This window comes from Caballeronia zhejiangensis (assembly GCF_022879815.1).
In the GTDB taxonomy this organism is placed as follows: domain Bacteria; phylum Pseudomonadota; class Gammaproteobacteria; order Burkholderiales; family Burkholderiaceae; genus Caballeronia; species Caballeronia zhejiangensis.
The window spans coordinates 356,622-374,098 of the sequence record NZ_CP084285.1; the positions used below are offsets into that span (position 1 = coordinate 356,622).

Annotated in this window: 19 protein-coding genes and 1 pseudogene; 5 read left to right on the forward strand and 15 right to left on the reverse strand. The window is 63.0% G+C overall.

The window, feature by feature from the left end:
- Position 1: 1 nt before the first annotated feature.
- The 3 genes from LDZ23_RS22710 to LDZ23_RS22720 form a co-directional block, all read right to left on the reverse strand.
- A complete protein-coding gene (locus LDZ23_RS22710; protein ID WP_008348405.1) occupies positions 2-310 on the reverse strand; it encodes a DUF4148 domain-containing protein in 309 nt (102 codons plus the stop codon).
- A 234-nt stretch (positions 311-544) separates the two neighbouring features.
- Positions 545-1,822, reverse strand: a complete 1,278-nt coding sequence (locus LDZ23_RS22715; protein WP_033536226.1) for an MFS transporter — start codon at positions 1,820-1,822, stop codon at positions 545-547.
- A gap of 26 nt (positions 1,823-1,848) precedes the next feature.
- The gene (locus tag LDZ23_RS22720) at positions 1,849-3,216 is read right to left on the reverse strand and encodes a M20 family metallopeptidase (protein ID WP_284502750.1); all 1,368 of its coding nucleotides are present in this window, start codon (positions 3,214-3,216) and stop codon (positions 1,849-1,851) included.
- A gap of 169 nt (positions 3,217-3,385) precedes the next feature.
- Here LDZ23_RS22720 and LDZ23_RS22725 point away from each other — a divergent pair, with 169 nt between their 5' ends.
- Positions 3,386-4,321, forward strand: a complete 936-nt coding sequence (locus tag LDZ23_RS22725; protein ID WP_034473156.1) for a LysR family transcriptional regulator — start codon at positions 3,386-3,388, stop codon at positions 4,319-4,321.
- A gap of 4 nt (positions 4,322-4,325) precedes the next feature.
- Here LDZ23_RS22725 and LDZ23_RS22730 read toward each other — a convergent pair whose 3' ends face one another.
- Genes LDZ23_RS22730 through LDZ23_RS22745 form a run of 4 tightly spaced genes read right to left on the reverse strand, consistent with a single transcriptional unit; the run spans position 4,326 to position 7,621 of the window.
- The gene (locus LDZ23_RS22730) at positions 4,326-4,706 is read right to left on the reverse strand and encodes a VOC family protein (RefSeq protein ID WP_008348411.1); all 381 of its coding nucleotides are present in this window, start codon (positions 4,704-4,706) and stop codon (positions 4,326-4,328) included.
- A gap of 59 nt (positions 4,707-4,765) precedes the next feature.
- The gene (locus tag LDZ23_RS22735; protein WP_008348413.1) at positions 4,766-6,022 is read right to left on the reverse strand and encodes a DUF3734 domain-containing protein; all 1,257 of its coding nucleotides are present in this window, start codon (positions 6,020-6,022) and stop codon (positions 4,766-4,768) included.
- A gap of 15 nt (positions 6,023-6,037) precedes the next feature.
- Complete coding sequence (locus tag LDZ23_RS22740; protein ID WP_244808225.1) at positions 6,038-6,820, reverse strand: 3-hydroxybutyrate dehydrogenase; 783 nt, start codon at positions 6,818-6,820, stop codon at positions 6,038-6,040.
- 21 nt (positions 6,821-6,841) lie between these two features.
- The gene (locus LDZ23_RS22745; RefSeq protein WP_034473154.1) at positions 6,842-7,621 is read right to left on the reverse strand and encodes an acetoacetate decarboxylase; all 780 of its coding nucleotides are present in this window, start codon (positions 7,619-7,621) and stop codon (positions 6,842-6,844) included.
- Between the two features lie 281 nt (positions 7,622-7,902).
- Between LDZ23_RS22745 and LDZ23_RS22750 the strand changes: the two genes are divergently transcribed.
- Complete coding sequence (locus LDZ23_RS22750) at positions 7,903-8,082, forward strand: hypothetical protein (protein ID WP_033536228.1); 180 nt, start codon at positions 7,903-7,905, stop codon at positions 8,080-8,082.
- A gap of 255 nt (positions 8,083-8,337) precedes the next feature.
- On the opposite strand, the gene LDZ23_RS22755 is transcribed toward LDZ23_RS22750, so the two are convergent.
- The 4 genes from LDZ23_RS22755 to LDZ23_RS22770 all read right to left on the reverse strand — a co-directional run bounded on the left by LDZ23_RS22755 (position 8,338) and on the right by LDZ23_RS22770 (position 10,789).
- Entirely contained in the window at positions 8,338-8,901 is a 564-nt protein-coding gene (locus tag LDZ23_RS22755; RefSeq protein ID WP_033536229.1) for a M48 family metalloprotease, read from the reverse strand.
- Between the two features lie 2 nt (positions 8,902-8,903).
- A complete protein-coding gene (locus tag LDZ23_RS22760) occupies positions 8,904-9,764 on the reverse strand; it encodes an oxidoreductase (protein ID WP_008348423.1) in 861 nt (286 codons plus the stop codon).
- Between the two features lie 87 nt (positions 9,765-9,851).
- Positions 9,852-10,133 carry a hypothetical protein gene (locus LDZ23_RS22765; protein WP_235366229.1) on the reverse strand — a complete coding sequence of 94 codons (282 nt, stop codon included), beginning with the start codon at positions 10,131-10,133 and terminating at the stop codon, positions 9,852-9,854.
- A 38-nt stretch (positions 10,134-10,171) separates the two neighbouring features.
- Positions 10,172-10,789, reverse strand: a complete 618-nt coding sequence (locus tag LDZ23_RS22770; protein WP_008348427.1) for a hypothetical protein — start codon at positions 10,787-10,789, stop codon at positions 10,172-10,174.
- A 484-nt stretch (positions 10,790-11,273) separates the two neighbouring features.
- On the opposite strand from LDZ23_RS22770, the gene LDZ23_RS22775 reads away from it, so the two are divergent.
- Positions 11,274-12,428, forward strand: a complete 1,155-nt coding sequence (locus LDZ23_RS22775) for a porin (protein WP_008348428.1) — start codon at positions 11,274-11,276, stop codon at positions 12,426-12,428.
- Between the two features lie 171 nt (positions 12,429-12,599).
- On the opposite strand, the gene LDZ23_RS22780 is transcribed toward LDZ23_RS22775, so the two are convergent.
- From LDZ23_RS22780 to LDZ23_RS22790, 3 genes are all read right to left on the reverse strand, one after another.
- A complete protein-coding gene (locus tag LDZ23_RS22780) occupies positions 12,600-13,166 on the reverse strand; it encodes a ProQ/FinO family protein (RefSeq protein ID WP_008348430.1) in 567 nt (188 codons plus the stop codon).
- Between the two features lie 117 nt (positions 13,167-13,283).
- Positions 13,284-13,550, reverse strand: coding sequence for a hypothetical protein (locus LDZ23_RS22785; RefSeq protein WP_008348433.1), 267 nt, complete (start codon positions 13,548-13,550; stop codon positions 13,284-13,286).
- Between the two features lie 164 nt (positions 13,551-13,714).
- Positions 13,715-14,359, reverse strand: coding sequence for a TetR/AcrR family transcriptional regulator (locus LDZ23_RS22790; RefSeq protein ID WP_008348435.1), 645 nt, complete (start codon positions 14,357-14,359; stop codon positions 13,715-13,717).
- Positions 14,360-14,454: 95 nt separating this feature from the next.
- Between LDZ23_RS22790 and LDZ23_RS22795 the strand changes: the two genes are divergently transcribed.
- On the forward strand, positions 14,455-15,576 hold the full coding sequence (locus LDZ23_RS22795; protein ID WP_008348437.1) for an MBL fold metallo-hydrolase: 1,122 nt from the start codon (positions 14,455-14,457) through the stop codon (positions 15,574-15,576).
- Here the strand turns inward: LDZ23_RS22795 and LDZ23_RS22800 are convergent.
- Positions 15,567-16,433 (reverse strand): NmrA family NAD(P)-binding protein, encoded by an 867-nt coding sequence (locus LDZ23_RS22800; RefSeq protein WP_008348439.1) that lies wholly within the window; start codon positions 16,431-16,433, stop codon positions 15,567-15,569. The genes LDZ23_RS22795 and LDZ23_RS22800 overlap by 10 nt on opposite strands.
- Positions 16,434-16,646: 213 nt before the next feature.
- Here LDZ23_RS22800 and LDZ23_RS22805 point away from each other — a divergent pair.
- Positions 16,647-17,461: pseudogene (locus LDZ23_RS22805) on the forward strand (HTD2 family dehydratase).
- The last annotated feature ends 16 nt before the right edge of the window (positions 17,462-17,477 follow it).

The window sequence follows — 17,477 nt, forward strand, 5'->3', positions numbered from 1 at the left end:
ATTACGGCTTCGCGAAAACCGGGCCGAGTCCGATGACATCCGTATCCGCCGAACGCGTGCCCGACGCGACGTTGCCGTTCGCCGGCGCGCCGTATGCCGTCAGGCCCTTCGCGGCGTCCACGCGCGCTTGCGCGGCCTGGATGTTTTGCGGATATTGCGTCTGATCGCTTGCCGGGTCGTAGCCCGCCTTTTCCAGCTCGACGAGTTGCGCACGCACTTCGGCGCGGGTGATCGGCTGATTCGACTGAGCGAACGAAAGAACCGGAAGCGCGACGGCAGCGGCGACGATCAGCGATTGGATGACTTTCATGATTTACCTCCAGTGAATTTTGATGGAAGGCCGTCTTGGCGATTCGCCGTGTGTTGCGAATCGTTCGGCTTGGAGGTATTTGAACTCGCGGACGTATCTGGCTTGTTTCGCGAAAAGCGGATTATGAAACGCCGTGTGTCGGGATTCGGTGCAGATACAGTGCGATACAAAGCGAAACGCCGATTGTCGATGTCATCGGCAATCGGCGCGTTCGTATCAAAAAGAGAAGCGGACTCAGGCGGCCGCGCTCGCCGCTCGCATCTGCACCTTGCCGCGGCTCACCGCCGCGAGCGCCGCGAGACTGATCACCGCCGTGAACATCATGTAGAAGCTCGGCGCGGCCTTGCTGCCCGTCGCGCTCAGGAGCCAGATGATGATCGCGGGCGTGAAGCCGCCGAACACCGTCACGCCGATGTTGTAGCCGATCGACATGCCCGTCGCGCGCGTCGACACGGGAAAGATCTCCGACATCAACGCCGGCAGCGCGCCGAAATAGATCGCCTTGAGCAGCGCGAGCCACGCGACGAGCGCGAACAGCGACGCCACCGACACATGCGAAACGACATACGCGAACGCCGGATAGCCCGTCACGAAGAGCAGGAGCGCCGCCGTCGACATCTGCTTCACGCGGCCGATCCTGTCCGAGAGATGCCCCGCGAAAGGCGTCACCAGCGTCAGCATCAGGCCCGCGACGGTGCTCGCGGCGAAACCCGTCGATGCATCGAGATGCAGTTCGCGGATCGCGAACGTCGGCACGTATTGCAGCAGATAGTTCACCGCCGTCGATACCGTCAGCGCGCCGATCGAGATGAGCAGCAGCGCCTTTTGCTGCGTGAATACATCGCGCACGGGCGTCGACGTGTGCTCGGCTTCGGTGTAATCGGCCGCGTCTTCGAGATAGCGGCGCAGGAAAAGACCCGCCGGTCCGATCAGCAAGCCGAAGAAGAACGGAATGCGCCAGCCCCATGCGGCAAGCTCGGCGGCGGGCATCAGCTTGGCGAGCGCGAAGCCGAAAATCGACGCGAGCAAGGTCGCGAGCCCCTGCGTCGCGAATTGCCAGCTCGCGAGCAGGCCACGGCGATCCGGCGCGTGCTCGATCAGCATGGCCGTCGACGGCCCGAACTCGCCGCCCGCCGAAAAGCCCTGGATCAGGCGCGCGATGAACACGCCCGCGGGCGCGATCAATCCGATCGACGCATACGGCGGAATCACCGCGATGATCGCCGTGCCGATCATCATCAGCCCCACCGACATCATCAACGCAGCCTTGCGCCCGCGCTTGTCCGCGTATGCGCCGAGCACCATGCCGCCTATCGGCCGCACCAAATACGACGCGCCGAACGAGCCGAACGTGAGCAGCATCGACGCCGTCTCGTTCGCGGCCGGGAAGAAGTTCTTCGCGATATACACCGCGAAAAACGCATAGATCGCGATATCGAACCATTCGAGCGCGTTGCCGACCGAAGTCGCGAGCACGATTTGCGTCAGGCTCAGGGGCTTTTTGTTCATGATGTCAGCGTGTCATGAGTGGCGTTCGATCAATGCGCGTCGCGCGTGGCGACGATCGCCGCGCCCATCTCGCCGAGGTCCCACCAGAGGCCCGCCATCACGCCGAGCGATTCGCGCATGACGGAGCCGAGCACGTGTTCGTTCGGCGCGTGCTGGTTGCACGCGGGATACGAATGCGGCACCCAGAGCGTCGGCAGGCCGAGTGTCTTCGCGAAGACATCGTTGGGCACCGTGCCGCCCAGGTTCGGCAACAGCGCGGGCTTCTTGCCGGTCGTCGCGCGCATCGAATCGAGTGCCCAGTGAACCCACGGATCGTCGAGATCGAGGCGCGTCGCGGGCGTGCCGCGCGTCGCCTTGACGGTCACTTCGGTGAAGCCGTGCTGCGCGAAGTGACGTTCGAGATGCGTCTGCAGGTTCTCCCAATCCGTTCCGACGACGAAGCGCAACTGGCACACCGCTTTCGCGAGCGGCGGAATCGCGTTGACGGGTGCATCGGCGTTGCCGGATTTCATCGCGAGCACTTCGAGCGCGTTCCAGCCGATCACGCGTTCGGTCGGCGTCAGGCCCGGCTCGCCCCACGTCGGATCGATCTCGGGTGAGCTTTCGTCGCGGCCCAGTTCGATATCGGCGAGGGCTTCGCGCACCGCATCGGAAATCGGCGGCGGCCGCAATCCTTCGACGACGATGCTGCCGTTGCGGTCGACGAGACTCGCGATCGCATGCGACAGCACGACGGCCGGATTGCGCAGCACGCCGCCCCAGTTGCCGGAGTGATGTCCGCCTTCGCGGAGGTTCACCGTCAGTTCGAACGGCACGCCGCCGCGCGAGCCGAGAAAGAGCGTCGGACGTTCGGCGGATACGCGCGGCCCGTCCGACGCGATGAATACATCCGCCGCGAGCGCATTCTTGTGCGCGGCGCAGACTTCATCGAGACCCGGCGAGCCGACCTCCTCGCCCGTTTCGAAGATCACCTTGACGTTGTAGCCGAGCCTGCCTGCGCGCGCCTGCAACACCGCGGCGAGCGCCGCGAAATTGACCGAATGCTGGCCTTTGTTGTCGGCGGTGCCGCGGCCGTACCAGCGGTCTTCGTCGACGACGATGTCCCACGGCTTCAGGCCCGCGCGCCATTGCTCGTCGTAGCCGCGCACGACGTCGCCATGACCGTAGGTCAGCACCGTCGGCAAGTCGTCGGATTCGTGGCGTTCGGCGATCAAAAACGGCGGGCCGCCCGCGACCGGATTCTCGACGACGCGCGCCGTAAAACCGAGGCGCGCGAGCGTGTCGCTGATCTCATCGGTGAGATAGGCGTTCAGCGCGGGATTCCGCCCGTTCTGGCTCTCGGTGCGAAACGCGACGCGGCGCTGCAGATCCGCGAAGAACGCGCCCGAATCGAACATCTTGCAAGCGATGGCGATGGCGGCTTCACGACTTTCTTGATGTTCTTTCACGACGTCTCCGGGCGATTGTGGCTACTCATTCCGGCCAGTCTAGAAACGCCAAAAATTCGCGACAATTTCAAATTTTGCGACTAGCATTGCCAAAAAGGCAACGCTCGGGGAAGGCATCGTGCTGCATGGCATCGCTCTCAAATACTTCGTAGAAGTCGCGCGCTCGGGTTCGCTGGCGGCGGCATCGGAACAGCTTCACGTCGCGGTGTCGGCGATCAGCCGGCAGATCGCGAAGCTGGAGGAACAGGCGGGCACGCCGCTATTCGAGCGCATGCCGCGCGGCATGATCCTGACGGAAGCGGGCGAGTTGCTCGTGCAGCACGCGCGCCGCGCGCTCATGGACGGCGACGCGGTGCTCGCGGAGATATCGGAGATGCATGCGCTCGGGCTCGGGATCGTGCGTATCGGCTGCACGGAGGGTTTCACGCGCTGCTTTTTGCCGAGCGTGATGGCGTCGCACTATCGCGCGCATCCGGGCACGCGTTTCGTGATGCGTTCGGGTACGCCGGGACAGGTCGAGCATTGGGTGGCGAGCGGCGAAGTCGATGTAGGCCTTGCGTTTTCGACATCGACATCTACCGCGCTGAGCGTCGAATACAGCGTGAAGGCGCCGGTCTGCGCGCTGCTGCCACCGACGCATCCGCTGGCGGGCAAGGCGAGCATCACGCTCGATGACGTGCTTCAGTACCCGACCGCCGTGCTCGATCGCGGCACGACGGTGCGCCAGCTGATCGACTGGTGCTGCTCGGCGCGCGGCGTGCATCTCGAGCCGGTTCTGACGAGCAACAACTCGAGCGCGATGCATCATTTCGCCGCGCTCACCGGCGCGATCACGCTCGGCAGCGCGGTCGCGCTCGAAGGCGATCCGGGCCCGCCGACGCTCGTCGCGACGCCCATCGACGAGCCTTTGCTCAACGAGCGCCTGCTGCAGGTCACGGTGATGCGCGAGCGGCGTCTGCCGCCTGCCGTCGATCAGTTTCTCAAGACGCTGACCGATGCGTTGCGCGAAAGTCTCGGTGCGCCGGCCGCGCGCGCGAAGCGAAAAAAGCGCTGACCCGTCATTGCGTCGCGACCCACCACGTCGTTCCGGCGGCATCGCGAAAGCCGCCGCGAAAGTCGTCGTCGTCGCGTTTGCGCGCGGGCGCCTGCACGCTTTGCGCGCCGTGCCGGAGCGCGCGATCGTAGACGGCTTGCGCATCGCGCACGTAGACGTGGATGTGCGGACCCTGCGATTGCTGATCGGTCGCGCCGCCGCCGATCATCACGACGCTATCGTCGATACGCAATTCGGCGTGCATCAGCGAGCCGTCGGGACGATCGAAGCGGCGCAGCAGTTGTGCATCGAAGACACGTTCGAGGAATGCGATGATCGCCGGCGCGTTTGCGCAGACGAGATAGGGACTGACGGACGCGTAAGTCGCGGGTTTCCAGTCGGGCATGGCTTGCCTCGCAGGCGTTGTGACGAGGCTAACCAGAGTAATTCAAACGCCGCAACGCTTCAAACGCCTTCGACCACGTCATCCAGTTTGTTCGCCGCCGCCTTCGGCATGTCAGCGGTCGCCTGCGGCGCGGGTTCGTAACGATGCACGTCATGCGTCACGAAGCCGAGATCGTGACTCGGCACCTCGAACCACTCCGGATGTCCGAACGAACGGCGAATGTCTTCCAGACCGCTCGCCCAGTGCTCGTCCATCGTATCGTTGCTGAACTCGTAATCCTTGTAGTGCCCTTCGAAAAACTTGTTCTTGTAGATGAGATGCACGACGTTCACCGCGCCGCCATCCGCGACCTTCTGCGCCTCGCGCAGCAGCGGATGCGAGCGGCGCGTCTTTTCCGGAACATGCTCCAGCAGCTCCTTGATGAGCCGCGCATGCTTCTGGTTATGCGAAACGAAATCGGTGATGGCGCGCGTTCTGCTCGAATACTGAATGTCTTTCGTGCGCTCGCTGACATCGAGAAAATCGCCGGGCAACGTGCCGCGCGCGCTCCACAGGTCCACCTGAAACACGAGCGTGTCCTTGTGCTGACTTTCGCGGATGATCTCCGTCAACGGCGTATTCGATACGAGCCCGCCGTCCCAGTAGAACTCGCCGTCGATCTCCACAGCCGGAAAGCCCGGCGGCAACGCACCCGATGCCATGAAGTGCTCGGGCTCGAGCCGCATCTTCGTGTTGTCGAAGTAGACGAGATTGCCCGTGCGTACGTTCACCGCGCCCACCGATACACGCATCGCGCCATCGTTGATGCGGTCGAAATCGGCGAACTGCAGCAGCGTCGCGCGCAACGCGGACGTATCGTAAAAGCTCACGTCGCTTGGGCGCCTGCTCTTCGCATGCGTCAAAGGCAAATGAACGCGCGGCGAGAAGAAGCCCTTCTGCCCTTCGGTGAGCGCGCGCGCCGCGGCCCACATGCTCGAAAACTTGCGGCCGATATTCGCGAAGCCGAACGCGGCGGGCATGAACGCGCCCACATGCCCGACGAGATCCGCGGGCTGGCAGATCGTGTTCCAGAACCCACGCAGCGCCGCCACGCGATTCTCGGGCGCGTTGCCCGCGATGATCGCGGTATTCAACGCGCCGATCGAAATGCCCGAGGTCCATGTCGGATCCACGCCCACTTCGGCGAGCCCTTCGAACACGCCGGCCTGATACGAACCCAGCGCGCCGCCGCCTTGCAGCACGAGGCAAACGTCATCGTAGTCGGGCAGCGCGACGTGATTCGCCTGCGTGAGTGTGTTGCGTTGACTGCGGCGCATGGATTCTCCTTGTCGTTATTGCATGAACCAGCCGTGACTCACGACGACCGATTGCCCGGTCAGCGCATTCGATTCGAAGCCCGCGAGGAACGCGACGGTGTTCGCGACATCGGCGACCGTGGTGAATTCGCCATCGACCGTTTCCTTCAGCATCACGTTCTTCACGACTTCTTCTTCCGAAATGCCGAGCGCCTTCGCCTGCTCGGGAATCTGCTTTTCGACGAGCGGCGTGCGCACGAAACCGGGACACACGACATTCGCGCGCACGCCGCGCGGACCGCCTTCCTTCGCGACGACGCGCGCGAGCCCGAGCAAACCATGCTTGGCCGTCACATAGGCCGACTTCAGCTTGGACGCTTCATGCGAATGCACCGATCCCATGTAGATGATCGAGCCGCCCTTGCCCGACGCGTACATATGTCTGATCGCGGCTTTCGTCGTGAGAAACGCGCCGTCGAGATGGATCGCGAGCATCTTCTTCCAGTCGGCGTATGCATACTCTTCGATCGGCGCGACGATCTGAATGCCCGCGTTCGATACCAGCACGTCGATACCGCCGAGCTTCGCCACCGTTTCTTCGATGCCCGCGTTCACGGCATCTTCGCTCGTCACGTCCATCGACACGGCGATCGCCTTGCCGCCCGCTTCGACGATGCTGTCCGCAACCTTCTGCGCATTCGCGAGATTCAGATCGGCGATGACGACCGCCGCGCCTTCGGTCGCGAGCTTGCGCGCCGTCTGTTCGCCGATGCCGCTCGCAGCGCCCGTCACGAGCGCGACTTTTCCTTGCAGTGCCATGTGAATACTCCTTTGCCGTTGCTATTGGTTGACCGCGAGCTTGAGTTCATCGGGCGGCGCGAGATAGTCGTATGCGACTTCGCCGATATCGAGCGTGAGATTCGCGATGACATGCCGCGCGCCGACGACCTTGCGCACCGGCAAATCAGCGACCGGCGCGAGCGCATGAGCGTGCAGTTCGAGCGCGGCCGGACCTTCCCATGCACCGATCACGCTCACGTCGCGCAGAAAGAAGCGCACGAGTTCGCACACGCGCGCAGTGCCGTCGACATGCGGCAGCACTTTCAGCAGATAGTTCGGCGTATCCGCGAGCTTCCTGCGTTCGGCTTCGAGATCGAGCGGACGATACTTGTAGCCCATCGTGCCCGTCGCGATGCGTTGCGTGCCGTAGTCGAGCGTGCCGAGCAGCGTGTCCTTGCCATCGACGCCAAGACGCGGCGACGCGAGCTTCTTCGGAAAGCCCCAGATTTCGCGGCCGCCCGCGATCGGACCTTCGTCGTCGAGATACATCGCATGCGTATAGCTGCCCTTCTTGCCATCCGGATCGATGACGGAAATCACCTGGCCGCTTTCGGTGTAATCGCCGAAACCGGATGAATCCGGCATGCGAATGAATTCGTAATGTACGAGACCGTTATCCACTTCGAGCGGCTCCGGAACCACGGCGCGCAGCGCGTCGGGATCGGTCTCGTAGGAAATGATGAAGTACTCGCGATTGAGAAAGCGGAACGGCGGACGCGGATAAGCGGGATTGAGCACAGGCATGGCGAACGCATTCCTGCGGATGTCGTCTTCTTTCACTGGATCGTCCCTGAGTTGAGAACAGGCACGATAGTAGATGCAGTTGATGACATTTGTCGCGGACGGCAGGCAGCGGATCGGCGTTTATGAAAGCAGTGCGAATCGACAAAAATCCCGCTGCTTCAACGCCTTATGCCCGCCCACTGATGAATTGCCTTTTTTTGTGCAATATACTGTTGCCTCAGCGGCGTCGACACGACGAGGAACCGGGCGATGCCGCGCGTCTCTCAAGCGCATGTCGATTCATCTTTCTAAGGCCATCTCCTCCAAGCGAGTCCCCGATGAAAACGTCCTTGAAGAAATCTCTCGTGCTTCTGGTGCTGGCGGCGTTTGCCGCGCCGACGCTGTCGTTCGCGGCCGCGGAGTATCCCGACAACAAGCCGCGGCCCGCCTATAAAAAGAAAGGCCAGAAGCATCATCACAAGAAGTCGGCGACACCGCCCGCTTCGCAGACGCAATAAGACGGCACGGCTCATAAAGGCACGGGCGTCCGTTAAGGACGCCCGTGCCTTTTCGTTGGATGACGCGTCTTGTCAGGCCGCTTCGATTCGTTGCGCCACGAGATTCAGCACGCGTTCCAGCACATCGCCATCGACCGGCTTCACGAGATGATCCCGGACCTTCGCTTTCGACGGAAATCGCGCCGCCATGCAATTCGACGAGATGCTTCGCGAGCGCCAGCCCGACGCTACCCATCGAGGCATTACGCGCGGCAACTATTGCGACGTCGACACGAGGCGCGCACGCATCGCATCGAGGCGCGCTGCATCGACATGTCCGCGCGCCGCCATTGCTTCGAGCGCAGCCAGGGCCAATGCCGGGCCGCAAAGCGCGGCGGCTTTCGCATCCGCATCGAGTTCGAAGGCGGCGGCGCGTTTTGCGGCACGCACGCTCCAAATCTTCAGACAGACGAACAAAGTGAACGCGAAGCCGATACCGGGAAAGGTTATGCGCCAGAGATCATCTTCCGATGAAATCGCGAAGACGATGCACGGTACCGATAACAGCATCATCACTGAAAGCACGGTCCATGCGAAATCGAGCAGCATCGTCTTGCGTTGCGTCGCGTGCCCGACTTCGTGCGCCACGACGATACGAAGCAACGGCTCCGGCAACGCGAGCGTGGCGCGATCAAGTTCGATGCGATTGAACAAGGCTTCGTAGCACGGTCCGTTCGACGTATTCACGAAGCGCACGCGCGGCGTTGCAACGTGCAGAAGAGCGGCATCGTCGGCGACGAGCGAGAGGATGCGCTGTTCCTGCGCGGCGAGCCGCTTCATGATCACTGCACCGGGTTATCGGCCCACTGGCTGCGCGCCTGCCACGCGTCGATATCGGCGTTGAGCTTCGCGAGCTTGTTGCGCACGAGTTCGAGTCCGGGGCCGCCGAGCACGAGATGTCCCGGCGGCTCCGGCGATGTGACCGCTTCGATGATGACCTGCGCCGCGCGCGCCGGATCGCCCGGCTGCTTGCCGCTTCGCTCCGCGATCGCCGCGCGTCGCGTGCCCGAAGTCTGCGCGTAATCGTCGATCGGATTGCGCGTCTGCTTCAGCGAGCGGCCCGCCCAGTCCGTGCGAAACGGGCCGGGCTCGACCGCCGTCACCTTGATGCCGAGCCCTTCCGTTTCGCGTCCGAGCGCTTCACCGAGACCTTCGAGCGCGAACTTCGTCGCGGCGTAATACCCGCTGCCCGGATTGCCGACCAGCCCGCCCACGGATGTGATATTGACGACATGTCCCGAGCGGCGCTCGCGCATACGCGGCAATACGGCTCGGATCATCGCGGCCGCGCCGAAGAAGTTCGCTTCGAACATCGCGCGCACTTCGTCTTCCTCGCCCTCTTCGACAGCCGAGAGATAGCCGAAGCCCGCGTTGTTCACGAGCACGTCGATATGATCGAAGGCGGCGTAGGCATCGGCGATTGCAGACTTGATTTCATCGGCACGCGTGACGTCGAGACGCACGGCGATCGCTCGTCCTTCGCCACGCTCGACGAGATCGCCGACGCTATCCGGATTGCGCGCGGCCACGACAGCGCGCCAGCCCTTGTCGATCACGGCGGAAGCGAGTTCGCGGCCGAAGCCGGTCGAACATCCAGTGATGAACCAGACGGGCGTATCGTGGCTGCCTTTCGAAGCTGTCATTGCGGTTCTCCATGTAAGCGGATCTCGCTACATGTTGAAGCAATTTCAACGCGCGTGCTTGCGGGCTCCTCGTCGAACGGCAGTGACTTATCGCATTGCCGGCATGCGAATGGCGCGATGATTCCGCGGCTCGAACAGAACCGCCTGCTCGACACGCGCCGCGATCTTTTTCCATCCGGCGAGCTCTTCGTCGAGCACGGCAAGCGTCAGAAGAATGCGTTCACGATCGTGATTCGTGCGCGCGAGCGTCGCGCTTTCACGCATCGAGACGAGCGTGGCCTCGCGCTCGGCGATCTGCTTCGCGATTCTTTCCCGCAGGCGTTTCAGCGATTCGTCCATGTTCGTATGACCGGTTGGTGTCGCCGTCATACGCGCAAACTTCGCGCCCGATCATGTTCGTGGATACTTCATCCCGCATCGCCCGCGCTGATCGCGGTTTGCATGCTCCTCAACAGCTTCGTCAGATAGCGCAATAGGCCGACCGTATCGCCGAATTCGATGAAACCCGGCTTCACACCATCGCTGAAGAGCAACGTTCCGTCGAGCGAGTGATCGACGATCAAGCCGGCGTAAGCAGCGTGCGGCATGTAGTCGTCGCCGGCGAGGCTGAACGTATTGCCGTTCACGGCCGCATCGCGCAGACGCATCAGGAACTGCACTTCGGGCGCGCGCGACGCCGACAAGCGATGGATATCGAAGTATTCGGCGACCGCGAGGATCGCATTCGAGCAAGGCACGGTCAGCGCGAACGCGATGCGCGCATCGGCCGTATCGAACGATGGCCACGACCGCGCGTCTTCCGGCGGCGGGCTTTTGGTGGGCGTGCCGTCCTCGCTGTGCGCGTGCGCTTCCGGATGCGAGCGCTTGCGCGTAAGTAGGGGCTGCGCCTTCGCGAAGTCCGGCGGCGGCGCGCCGCGCTCGATCCAGTCGGACAGCAGGCTTGCGTAGGCATGGAGCGCGGTCAATTGCGCGTCGATGAACGCGACGCCCGCTCGGCAGGCGTCATGGTGTTTTTGCTCGGTCATACCGTCTCCCTTGTTTTTTGAGTTCGATCTAAAGACACACCCGCGTTGCTTGCATGATCGCCTGCCCTGCGTTGCAATGCGCGCGCCTGTTCGCAGGCCGTGGTGCGGCGGGATGGACCGTTAGTTGCAGACGGTGCATGGAGAATCGGGTGCCGCTCGTGACGCTGCTGTGGAAGAAACGCTACAAGGCGCTTCGCGGAATTTACCGATACCTGACGACGCGCTATATTCCACCGGCTATAGCGTCAGTCGCCGGCCGAAGGTGCCGAGGCAACGCGACTTGCCTGCGTTCTTGCAACGGGACATCGCTCGTTTCGTCTGACGAAGTGCCCTACCCATCACGAAGCACTCGACCTTTGCGAAATTCCTTCGCGAAGCCGGGATGGCCGCGCTCGCGCTCAACGAATGCGTGGCGGCGATTCCTGAACCGGGCCGCGTCGAGCGGCATCCGCTTCACGCGGACAACACCAAGGAAGAAAGAAGAATGAAGAAGCACATCGTAGCGGCGGCCGTTCTCGGCATGTTCGGCATCGCGGCACACGCGCAAAGCAGCGTCACGCTATACGGGATCATCGATGCGGGCATCACCTATGCGAATAAAGTCGCGACCGCGAGCGGCCACGACAGCCTAGTGAAGTACGGCGACGGCGTCGCGTCGGGTAGCCGCTGGGGCCTGCGCGGCACGGAAGATCTGGGCGGCGGTCTCAAGGCGATCTTCGTGCTCGAAAGCGGCTTCAACAGCGGCGACGGCACGCTCGGGCAGGGCGGCGCGTTGTTCGGCCGTCAGGCGTATGTCGGTCTGGCGAAGACCGATTTCGGCTCGCTGACCTTCGGCCGTCAATACTCGTTCTCGACCGACTATCTCGGCAGCAACTACACGATGGGCAGCCAGACGGCCGCCGGAAATTACGCGTATCACATCAACGATCTGGATCAGCTGACGTCGAGCCGCATCAACAACGCGGTCAAGTTCAGCAGCGCCAATTTCCACGGCGTGACGTTCGGCGCGATGTATGGCTTCTCGAACTCGACGAACTTCGCGGGTTCGCCCACGACGGGAACGGGCACGTCTGCCGTGCAAGGCGCCTCAAGCGCGTACAGCTTCGGTTTGAACTATGCGCAAGGCCCGTTCGGCATCGGCGCGGCGTACACGAACATCCGCTATCCGAATGGGGCGACGCCGGCGTTCAGCGTGAGCATCGCGAACGTGAACACGCAAGGGCTGCGCGATCTGGAAACGTACGGTATCGGCGCGCGTTACACGATCGCCGCCGCGACGATCTGGGCGAATTGGACGCATACGCGCTTCGAGCCGATCACGGCTGCATCGTCGAACCTGAACAACTATGAAATCGGCGGCAAGTACGCGTTCACGCCGGCGCTGAACGCGGGCCTCGGCTACACGTTCTCCGATCTCGGCGGCAACCTCGAAGGCAAGTGGCATCAGATCAACGCCGTGGTCGACTACGCGCTGTCGAAGCGCACCGATGTTTATGCGAGCGGCGCGTATCAGAAGGCGTCGGGCAGCAACAACGGCACGCCGGTGCAAGCGGAGATCGGCTCGTCGGCGTCGTTCATCGGCAGTGCGGGCGCGAACACGCAGTTCGTGACGCGCGTCGGTCTGCGTCACCGGTTCTGATCGAAGGTTGATTCGAAGAAACGCGACGCTGAAAGGCGTCGCGTTTTTTGCGCCCTTTATGATTCGGATAGCGAAGCATTCGGGCCACGCTATAACGAACTTTTGGACTAGCGCGAAAGGAAAAGGGAAACCCGCGCGCGATGCGAACTGCGCGCGGTGTCGCGTCTCGCGTTACTTGGCGGATTCCGCGGACTCTGCGGCTTTCGGAGCGGAAGCGGTGGCCGAAGCCGACGCCGACGCCGAAGCCGAGCGCGCCAGTCGATTCGTTTCCAGATAAACGGCGCGTTCCGCATCCGCCGACGATACTTCGCCCGCTTGCGCGCCAGTCAGATCGAGTCGGGGCGCACCTTGCACGAGCGCGGTCCAGTAACGGTTGCCGCGGCACCAGACCTTGATCGCCGCACGCAGTTCTTTCTCGTTGAGTCCGAGTTCTTCCGCGTGTTTCATCAGATCTTCGAAAATGCCGACCTTCAGCGGAACCTTAGGCGCGGGATTCTTCGGAAATGCGAGCGGAAAACGCTTCTGCAGCTTACCGATGGTATGCACGACAGGATCAACCGGCTTCGATGGCGCCGCGGCAGGCCTGGACGCGGCCGCCGCGGGTTTGGACGGAGCCGCCGCCTTCGCGCCCGCCGGCGCGGGACGCCGCACGCGCGGCGCCTTCTTCTTCGCTGCGTTGCTGGCAGCAGCCTGTTTTGCGAGTTGCTCTTTCAGTCCGGCGAGTTGTTCGAAGCCCATCACATCGTGCCCGTAGAAAACGTATCGCGATTTTAACAGCCTCCGGTGACGGCCTCGTTGCGGGCGGCTTTTTCGGGCGAGCATCGGTCCGAAAAAACCGCCCTCTCAGCGTCGCGCTTACTGTCCGCCCGAATAGACGTTGCAGAACGGTCGCGGACTGCAATTGCTCTGCGTGCCGCCGGTCCAGTTCGCTGTTCTCCCGCTCCTGCTCTGCCCCGGTGCCACGCCGCCATAGGCCGTGTCGCCGGACGACGCGGCGCCCTGCGCGTTCTGCTGAACGGGTGCGGGGATGGACTGCAGGGTATCGCTCGGCTCTTGCGCCTGAGTGAGGGCGACGAGGGAAAACGCGGCCACAAGCGTGGTCGTAACGAGGACGGTCTTCATGACTTTCTCCTTCGACGAAGGCTTACCGCTGCCCGACGATAAAAACCGCCAGGTGAACGCCGTGCGCAAGAATCCGCGCACTTTTAGACCCTATACCTTAATCGCGGCGAAATCTGCTTATTCGGGTTCGCGCATGAACGTTCGGCTTCTTCGCGGATGCTGCGTCACCCGTGTTTGGGCGCAGCGCGTTCGTAGCGTGCTAGAAACATGTCGGCGGCGGCTTCGGCCACTTTCTTTTGCTCGCTCTTCGATAACGGCGGCTGGCCCATCGTCACTTGCGGCCAGAACGCGAAACCCTTGACGATGCCATGCAGTTGCTGCCCTGCGAAAACAGGGTCGGTGACTGCGAGCCGGCCATCGGCGGCGGCTTTGCGAATCCAGGCCGTCACGTCTTCCTCGCGTTCGCCGATGCGCGCCACCATATCCCGCGCGCGCTCGGGCGAGTGAATGCCCGCCGCGATCGCCACGCGTGCGAGCGACAGAAAGGCCTCATCGTTCATGAGGCGCAGCTTGCGCGTGAGCATCGCGAGCAGTTGCGCGCGCAACGGTTCGCTCGCGCTATAAGCCACCGCATCGCCGGTCTCGCTCGTATCCCATAGCCGATGCAGGATCGCGGCGAACAGCGCCTCCTTGCTCTCGAAGTGGTTATAGACAGTGCGTTTGGAAACGCCCGCGCGCGCGGCGATGCGGTCCATGCTGGTGGCGTCGTAGCCCGCGGCGATGAACTCCGCAACGGCCGCGTTCACGATCGCGGCGCGCTTCCGGTCAGTCAGACGCTGGGGAATGTCGTTGATGTCGCTTGAATCCATCCCCACATTTTACACCGATCGGTTTACTTTTCTCTCAAAATTAAACTACACTGTGCAGTCTACTTTCCGCTTCGGGCTCACGTCCCTTCACGTTCATGACTTCGTTCGCCGATCGCATCAGCCGTGCCCTGGGTTTCGCCGCAGCAAAGCGCGGACGCGCGTTGTCGAGCGCATCGCCGCAACATGACGGCGAGCGCTTTCGCAATGTGAAGCCGCGTCCTGTCGAAGGCTTCGGCAAGACGCTGCGCATCATGTGGAACATGCTGCTCCACAAACCGCGCAACACGATGCCGACGCAAGCGCCGACCGTCGATACCCTCACCCGCGCCGATCTGGATGCCGCGCCCGACCGCAGCCTTTTCCGCCTCGGCCATTCGACGATGCTACTCAAGCTGCGCGGCGAATACTGGCTGACGGACCCGGTGTTCGGCGAGCGCGCGTCGCCGTTCAAGAACGTCGGGCCGAAGCGCTTTCACGCGCCGCCCATCGCGCTTGGCGATCTGCCGCCGTTGCGCGGCGTGGTCCTGTCGCACGATCACTACGATCATCTCGATCGCGAAACCGTGCTTGCGCTTGCCTCGACGACAGCGATCTTTCTCACGCCGCTGGGCGTCGGCGATCGTTTGATCGAATGGGGCATCGATGCCGCAAAAGTGCGTCAGCTCGACTGGTGGCAAAGCGCGCAGATCGACGGCCTGACGTTCACCGCCACGCCCGCGCAGCACTTCTCCGGCCGCAGTCTCTTCGATGGCAACAGCACGCTGTGGGCGTCGTGGGTCATCGTCGACGATGACGTGCGCGTGTTCTTCAGCGGCGACACCGGCTATTTCGACGGCTTCGGGACCATCGGCGAGCGCCTCGGCCCGTTCGACGTCACGCTGATCGAGACCGGCGCATACGATCCGCAATGGCCGTACGTGCACATGCAGCCCGAGGAGACGGTGCAGGCGCACATCGACTTGCGCGGACGCTGGCTCGTGCCGATTCACAACGGCACGTTCGATCTCGCGATGCATCCGTGGCAAGAACCTTTCGAGCGCGTGACGGGCCTGGCGCTCGCGCGAGGCGTCGCGGTGGCGACACCGCGCATGGGCGAGCGGCTCGATCTCGAAGCGCCGCATCGCGGCGAGCGCTGGTGGCGTGATACCGTCGATGCGCCGAAGCCGGCGTCATCGTGGCGGATGTGCGCGTCGCGGGCCGAGGGCGTTCACGATTGACGTCCGGCGAGCTTGCGGATCACATCGACGATGGGCGCCTTGCCTTTGACGATATCTTCGCTACGCCCTTCGAAGTCGATCCATCCGTCGTTGAAGCCATCGAGCATCTGAATGCGCGGCATCGGATGCTTCATGCCTTGACTCGCGAACAGTCCTTCCCACGTCTCGCGTTGCACTGCCTGCGCGCGCACCGGCTTGCCGAGCACGGATGAAAACGCAGCCGCGATATCGTTCGGGCTCGTGCGTTGCGGTCCTTCCAGTTCGACGACGCGCATGCCCGTCCATGTTTCCTGCATGAGCTTCGCGGCGAGTTCGCCGATGTCGTCGGTGGCGGTCATCGGAATCGCGCGATCGAGCGGCTGCAGAAACGAATGCACGATGCCTTCGTTGCGCGCCGAATCGACATCCCATGCGCAGTTCTCCATGAACCAGCCCGGCCGCAGAAACGTGACGGGAACAGGCTGCTTGCGAAGCGCTTCTTCGAGCAGCGTGCGCTGCGTAAGAAGATTGATTTGAGCGGCTTGCGCGCCGATCGTCGACAGGCACACGATCCGGCGCGGCCTGGCACGCGCGATGGCCGCGACGATCGCATCGATGACTTCGCGCGCTTCCGGAAAACCCGGCGCGGGATCGAATTCCGGCGGCGGCAGAACGAACACGGCTTGCGCGCCTTCGAAGGCGCGAGCGAGCGCATCGGCATCGGTCATCGTGGCGCGTGCGAGTTCGCAGCCGCTCGCCGACCAAAGCGCGCCCTTCCTCTCATCGCGCACGACGGCGCGTACGGGCTTGCCCGCTTTCAGCAGCGCGTTTGCGAGCGCACCGCCGACTTGTCCTGTGATTCCCGTGACGACATACATGATCCGGCTCCTTTCTCGTGATGCGTTTGACTTCGACGGATCGAATGTTATGGCGCTGCGTCGCGAAGAAAAATGGCCCGCGCGTCATGAGATTGATGACACCGCGTCATAGGTTGAACCTATGCCCGGCACATGAAAGCGATATTTCCGCCCCGCCCGATATTTCTCTAAAGTCGTAATTCACCGGCCCCGCCCGGCAATGGAGACGACACAATGAAAACAGAGCGCGCCGTCGATATCGTTGCGCCCACATCCGTCGCGGCCCTCGCGGCCACACTCGATCACGATGCCGCCCCGCATGAAGGGGATGCCCTTCCGCCGTTGTGGCACTGGATCTTCTTCCGGCCCATTGCAAAACAGTCGCTCATCGCGGAAGACGGTCATCCGAAGAAAGGCGGCTTTCTGCCCGATCTCGGTTTGCCGCGCCGCATGTGGGCCGGCGGACGCCTGCGCTTCCCCGCGCCGGTGATCGTCGGTGAACGCATTACGCGCGAATCGACGATTCTCAATGTCAGCGAGAAGCAAGGACGCACCGGCAAGCTCGGCTTCGTGACAGTCAGCATCGCATTTACCGCAGCGATGCCACCGCGATCGAGGAAGAGCACGACATCGTGTATCGCGAGCCGGCAGCGCCCGGTGCGCCCGCGCCCGCTCCGGTCGCCGCGCCTCGCGATGCGCAATGGCAACGCGACCTCGTTCCCGACGAGACATTGCTGCTGCGCTATTCGGCGCTCACCTTCAACGCGCATCGCATTCACTACGACAAGCCTTATGTGACGCAAGTCGAAGGTTATCCGGGACTTGTCGTGCATGGGCCGCTCATTGCCACCTTATTGATGGACCTGCTGCGCCGCGAGTTGCCCGACGCGACCGTCATCGACTTCGCGTTCAAGGCGCAGCGCCCGTGTTTCGCGGGCAATACGCTGCATCTGTGCGGGCAGCCATCGGCGGATGGCAGGACTGTCGAACTCTGGTCGAAGGATCACGAAGGCTGGCTCGGCATGACGGCGCGCGCCACGCTCGGCTGACGATCTCCACACATCC

Bases quoted from the DNA above. Each gene is read 5' to 3' on its own strand.
- LDZ23_RS22775 (WP_008348428.1), top strand. From the start codon at position 11,274: ATGAAGAAGCACATCGTAGCGGCGGCCGTTCTCGGCATGTTCGGCATC.
- LDZ23_RS22755 (WP_033536229.1), bottom strand. From the start codon at position 8,901: ATGAAGCGGCTCGCCGCGCAGGAACAGCGCATCCTCTCGCTCGTCGCC.
- LDZ23_RS22780 (WP_008348430.1), bottom strand. From the start codon at position 13,166: ATGGGCTTCGAACAACTCGCCGGACTGAAAGAGCAACTCGCAAAACAG.
- LDZ23_RS22760 (WP_008348423.1), bottom strand. From the start codon at position 9,764: ATGACAGCTTCGAAAGGCAGCCACGATACGCCCGTCTGGTTCATCACT.
- LDZ23_RS22750 (WP_033536228.1), top strand. From the start codon at position 7,903: ATGAAAACGTCCTTGAAGAAATCTCTCGTGCTTCTGGTGCTGGCGGCG.
- LDZ23_RS22720 (WP_284502750.1), bottom strand. From the start codon at position 3,216: ATGTTCGATTCGGGCGCGTTCTTCGCGGATCTGCAGCGCCGCGTCGCG.
- LDZ23_RS22785 (WP_008348433.1), bottom strand. From the start codon at position 13,550: ATGAAGACCGTCCTCGTTACGACCACGCTTGTGGCCGCGTTTTCCCTC.
- LDZ23_RS22770 (WP_008348427.1), bottom strand. From the start codon at position 10,789: ATGACCGAGCAAAAACACCATGACGCCTGCCGAGCGGGCGTCGCGTTC.
- LDZ23_RS22765 (WP_235366229.1), bottom strand. From the start codon at position 10,133: ATGACGGCGACACCAACCGGTCATACGAACATGGACGAATCGCTGAAA.
- LDZ23_RS22790 (WP_008348435.1), bottom strand. From the start codon at position 14,359: ATGGATTCAAGCGACATCAACGACATTCCCCAGCGTCTGACTGACCGG.
- LDZ23_RS22740 (WP_244808225.1), bottom strand. From the start codon at position 6,820: ATGGCACTGCAAGGAAAAGTCGCGCTCGTGACGGGCGCTGCGAGCGGC.
- LDZ23_RS22795 (WP_008348437.1), top strand. From the start codon at position 14,455: ATGACTTCGTTCGCCGATCGCATCAGCCGTGCCCTGGGTTTCGCCGCA.
- LDZ23_RS22735 (WP_008348413.1), bottom strand. From the start codon at position 6,022: ATGCGCCGCAGTCAACGCAACACACTCACGCAGGCGAATCACGTCGCG.
- LDZ23_RS22730 (WP_008348411.1), bottom strand. From the start codon at position 4,706: ATGCCCGACTGGAAACCCGCGACTTACGCGTCCGTCAGTCCCTATCTC.
- LDZ23_RS22710 (WP_008348405.1), bottom strand. From the start codon at position 310: ATGAAAGTCATCCAATCGCTGATCGTCGCCGCTGCCGTCGCGCTTCCG.
- LDZ23_RS22800 (WP_008348439.1), bottom strand. From the start codon at position 16,433: ATGTATGTCGTCACGGGAATCACAGGACAAGTCGGCGGTGCGCTCGCA.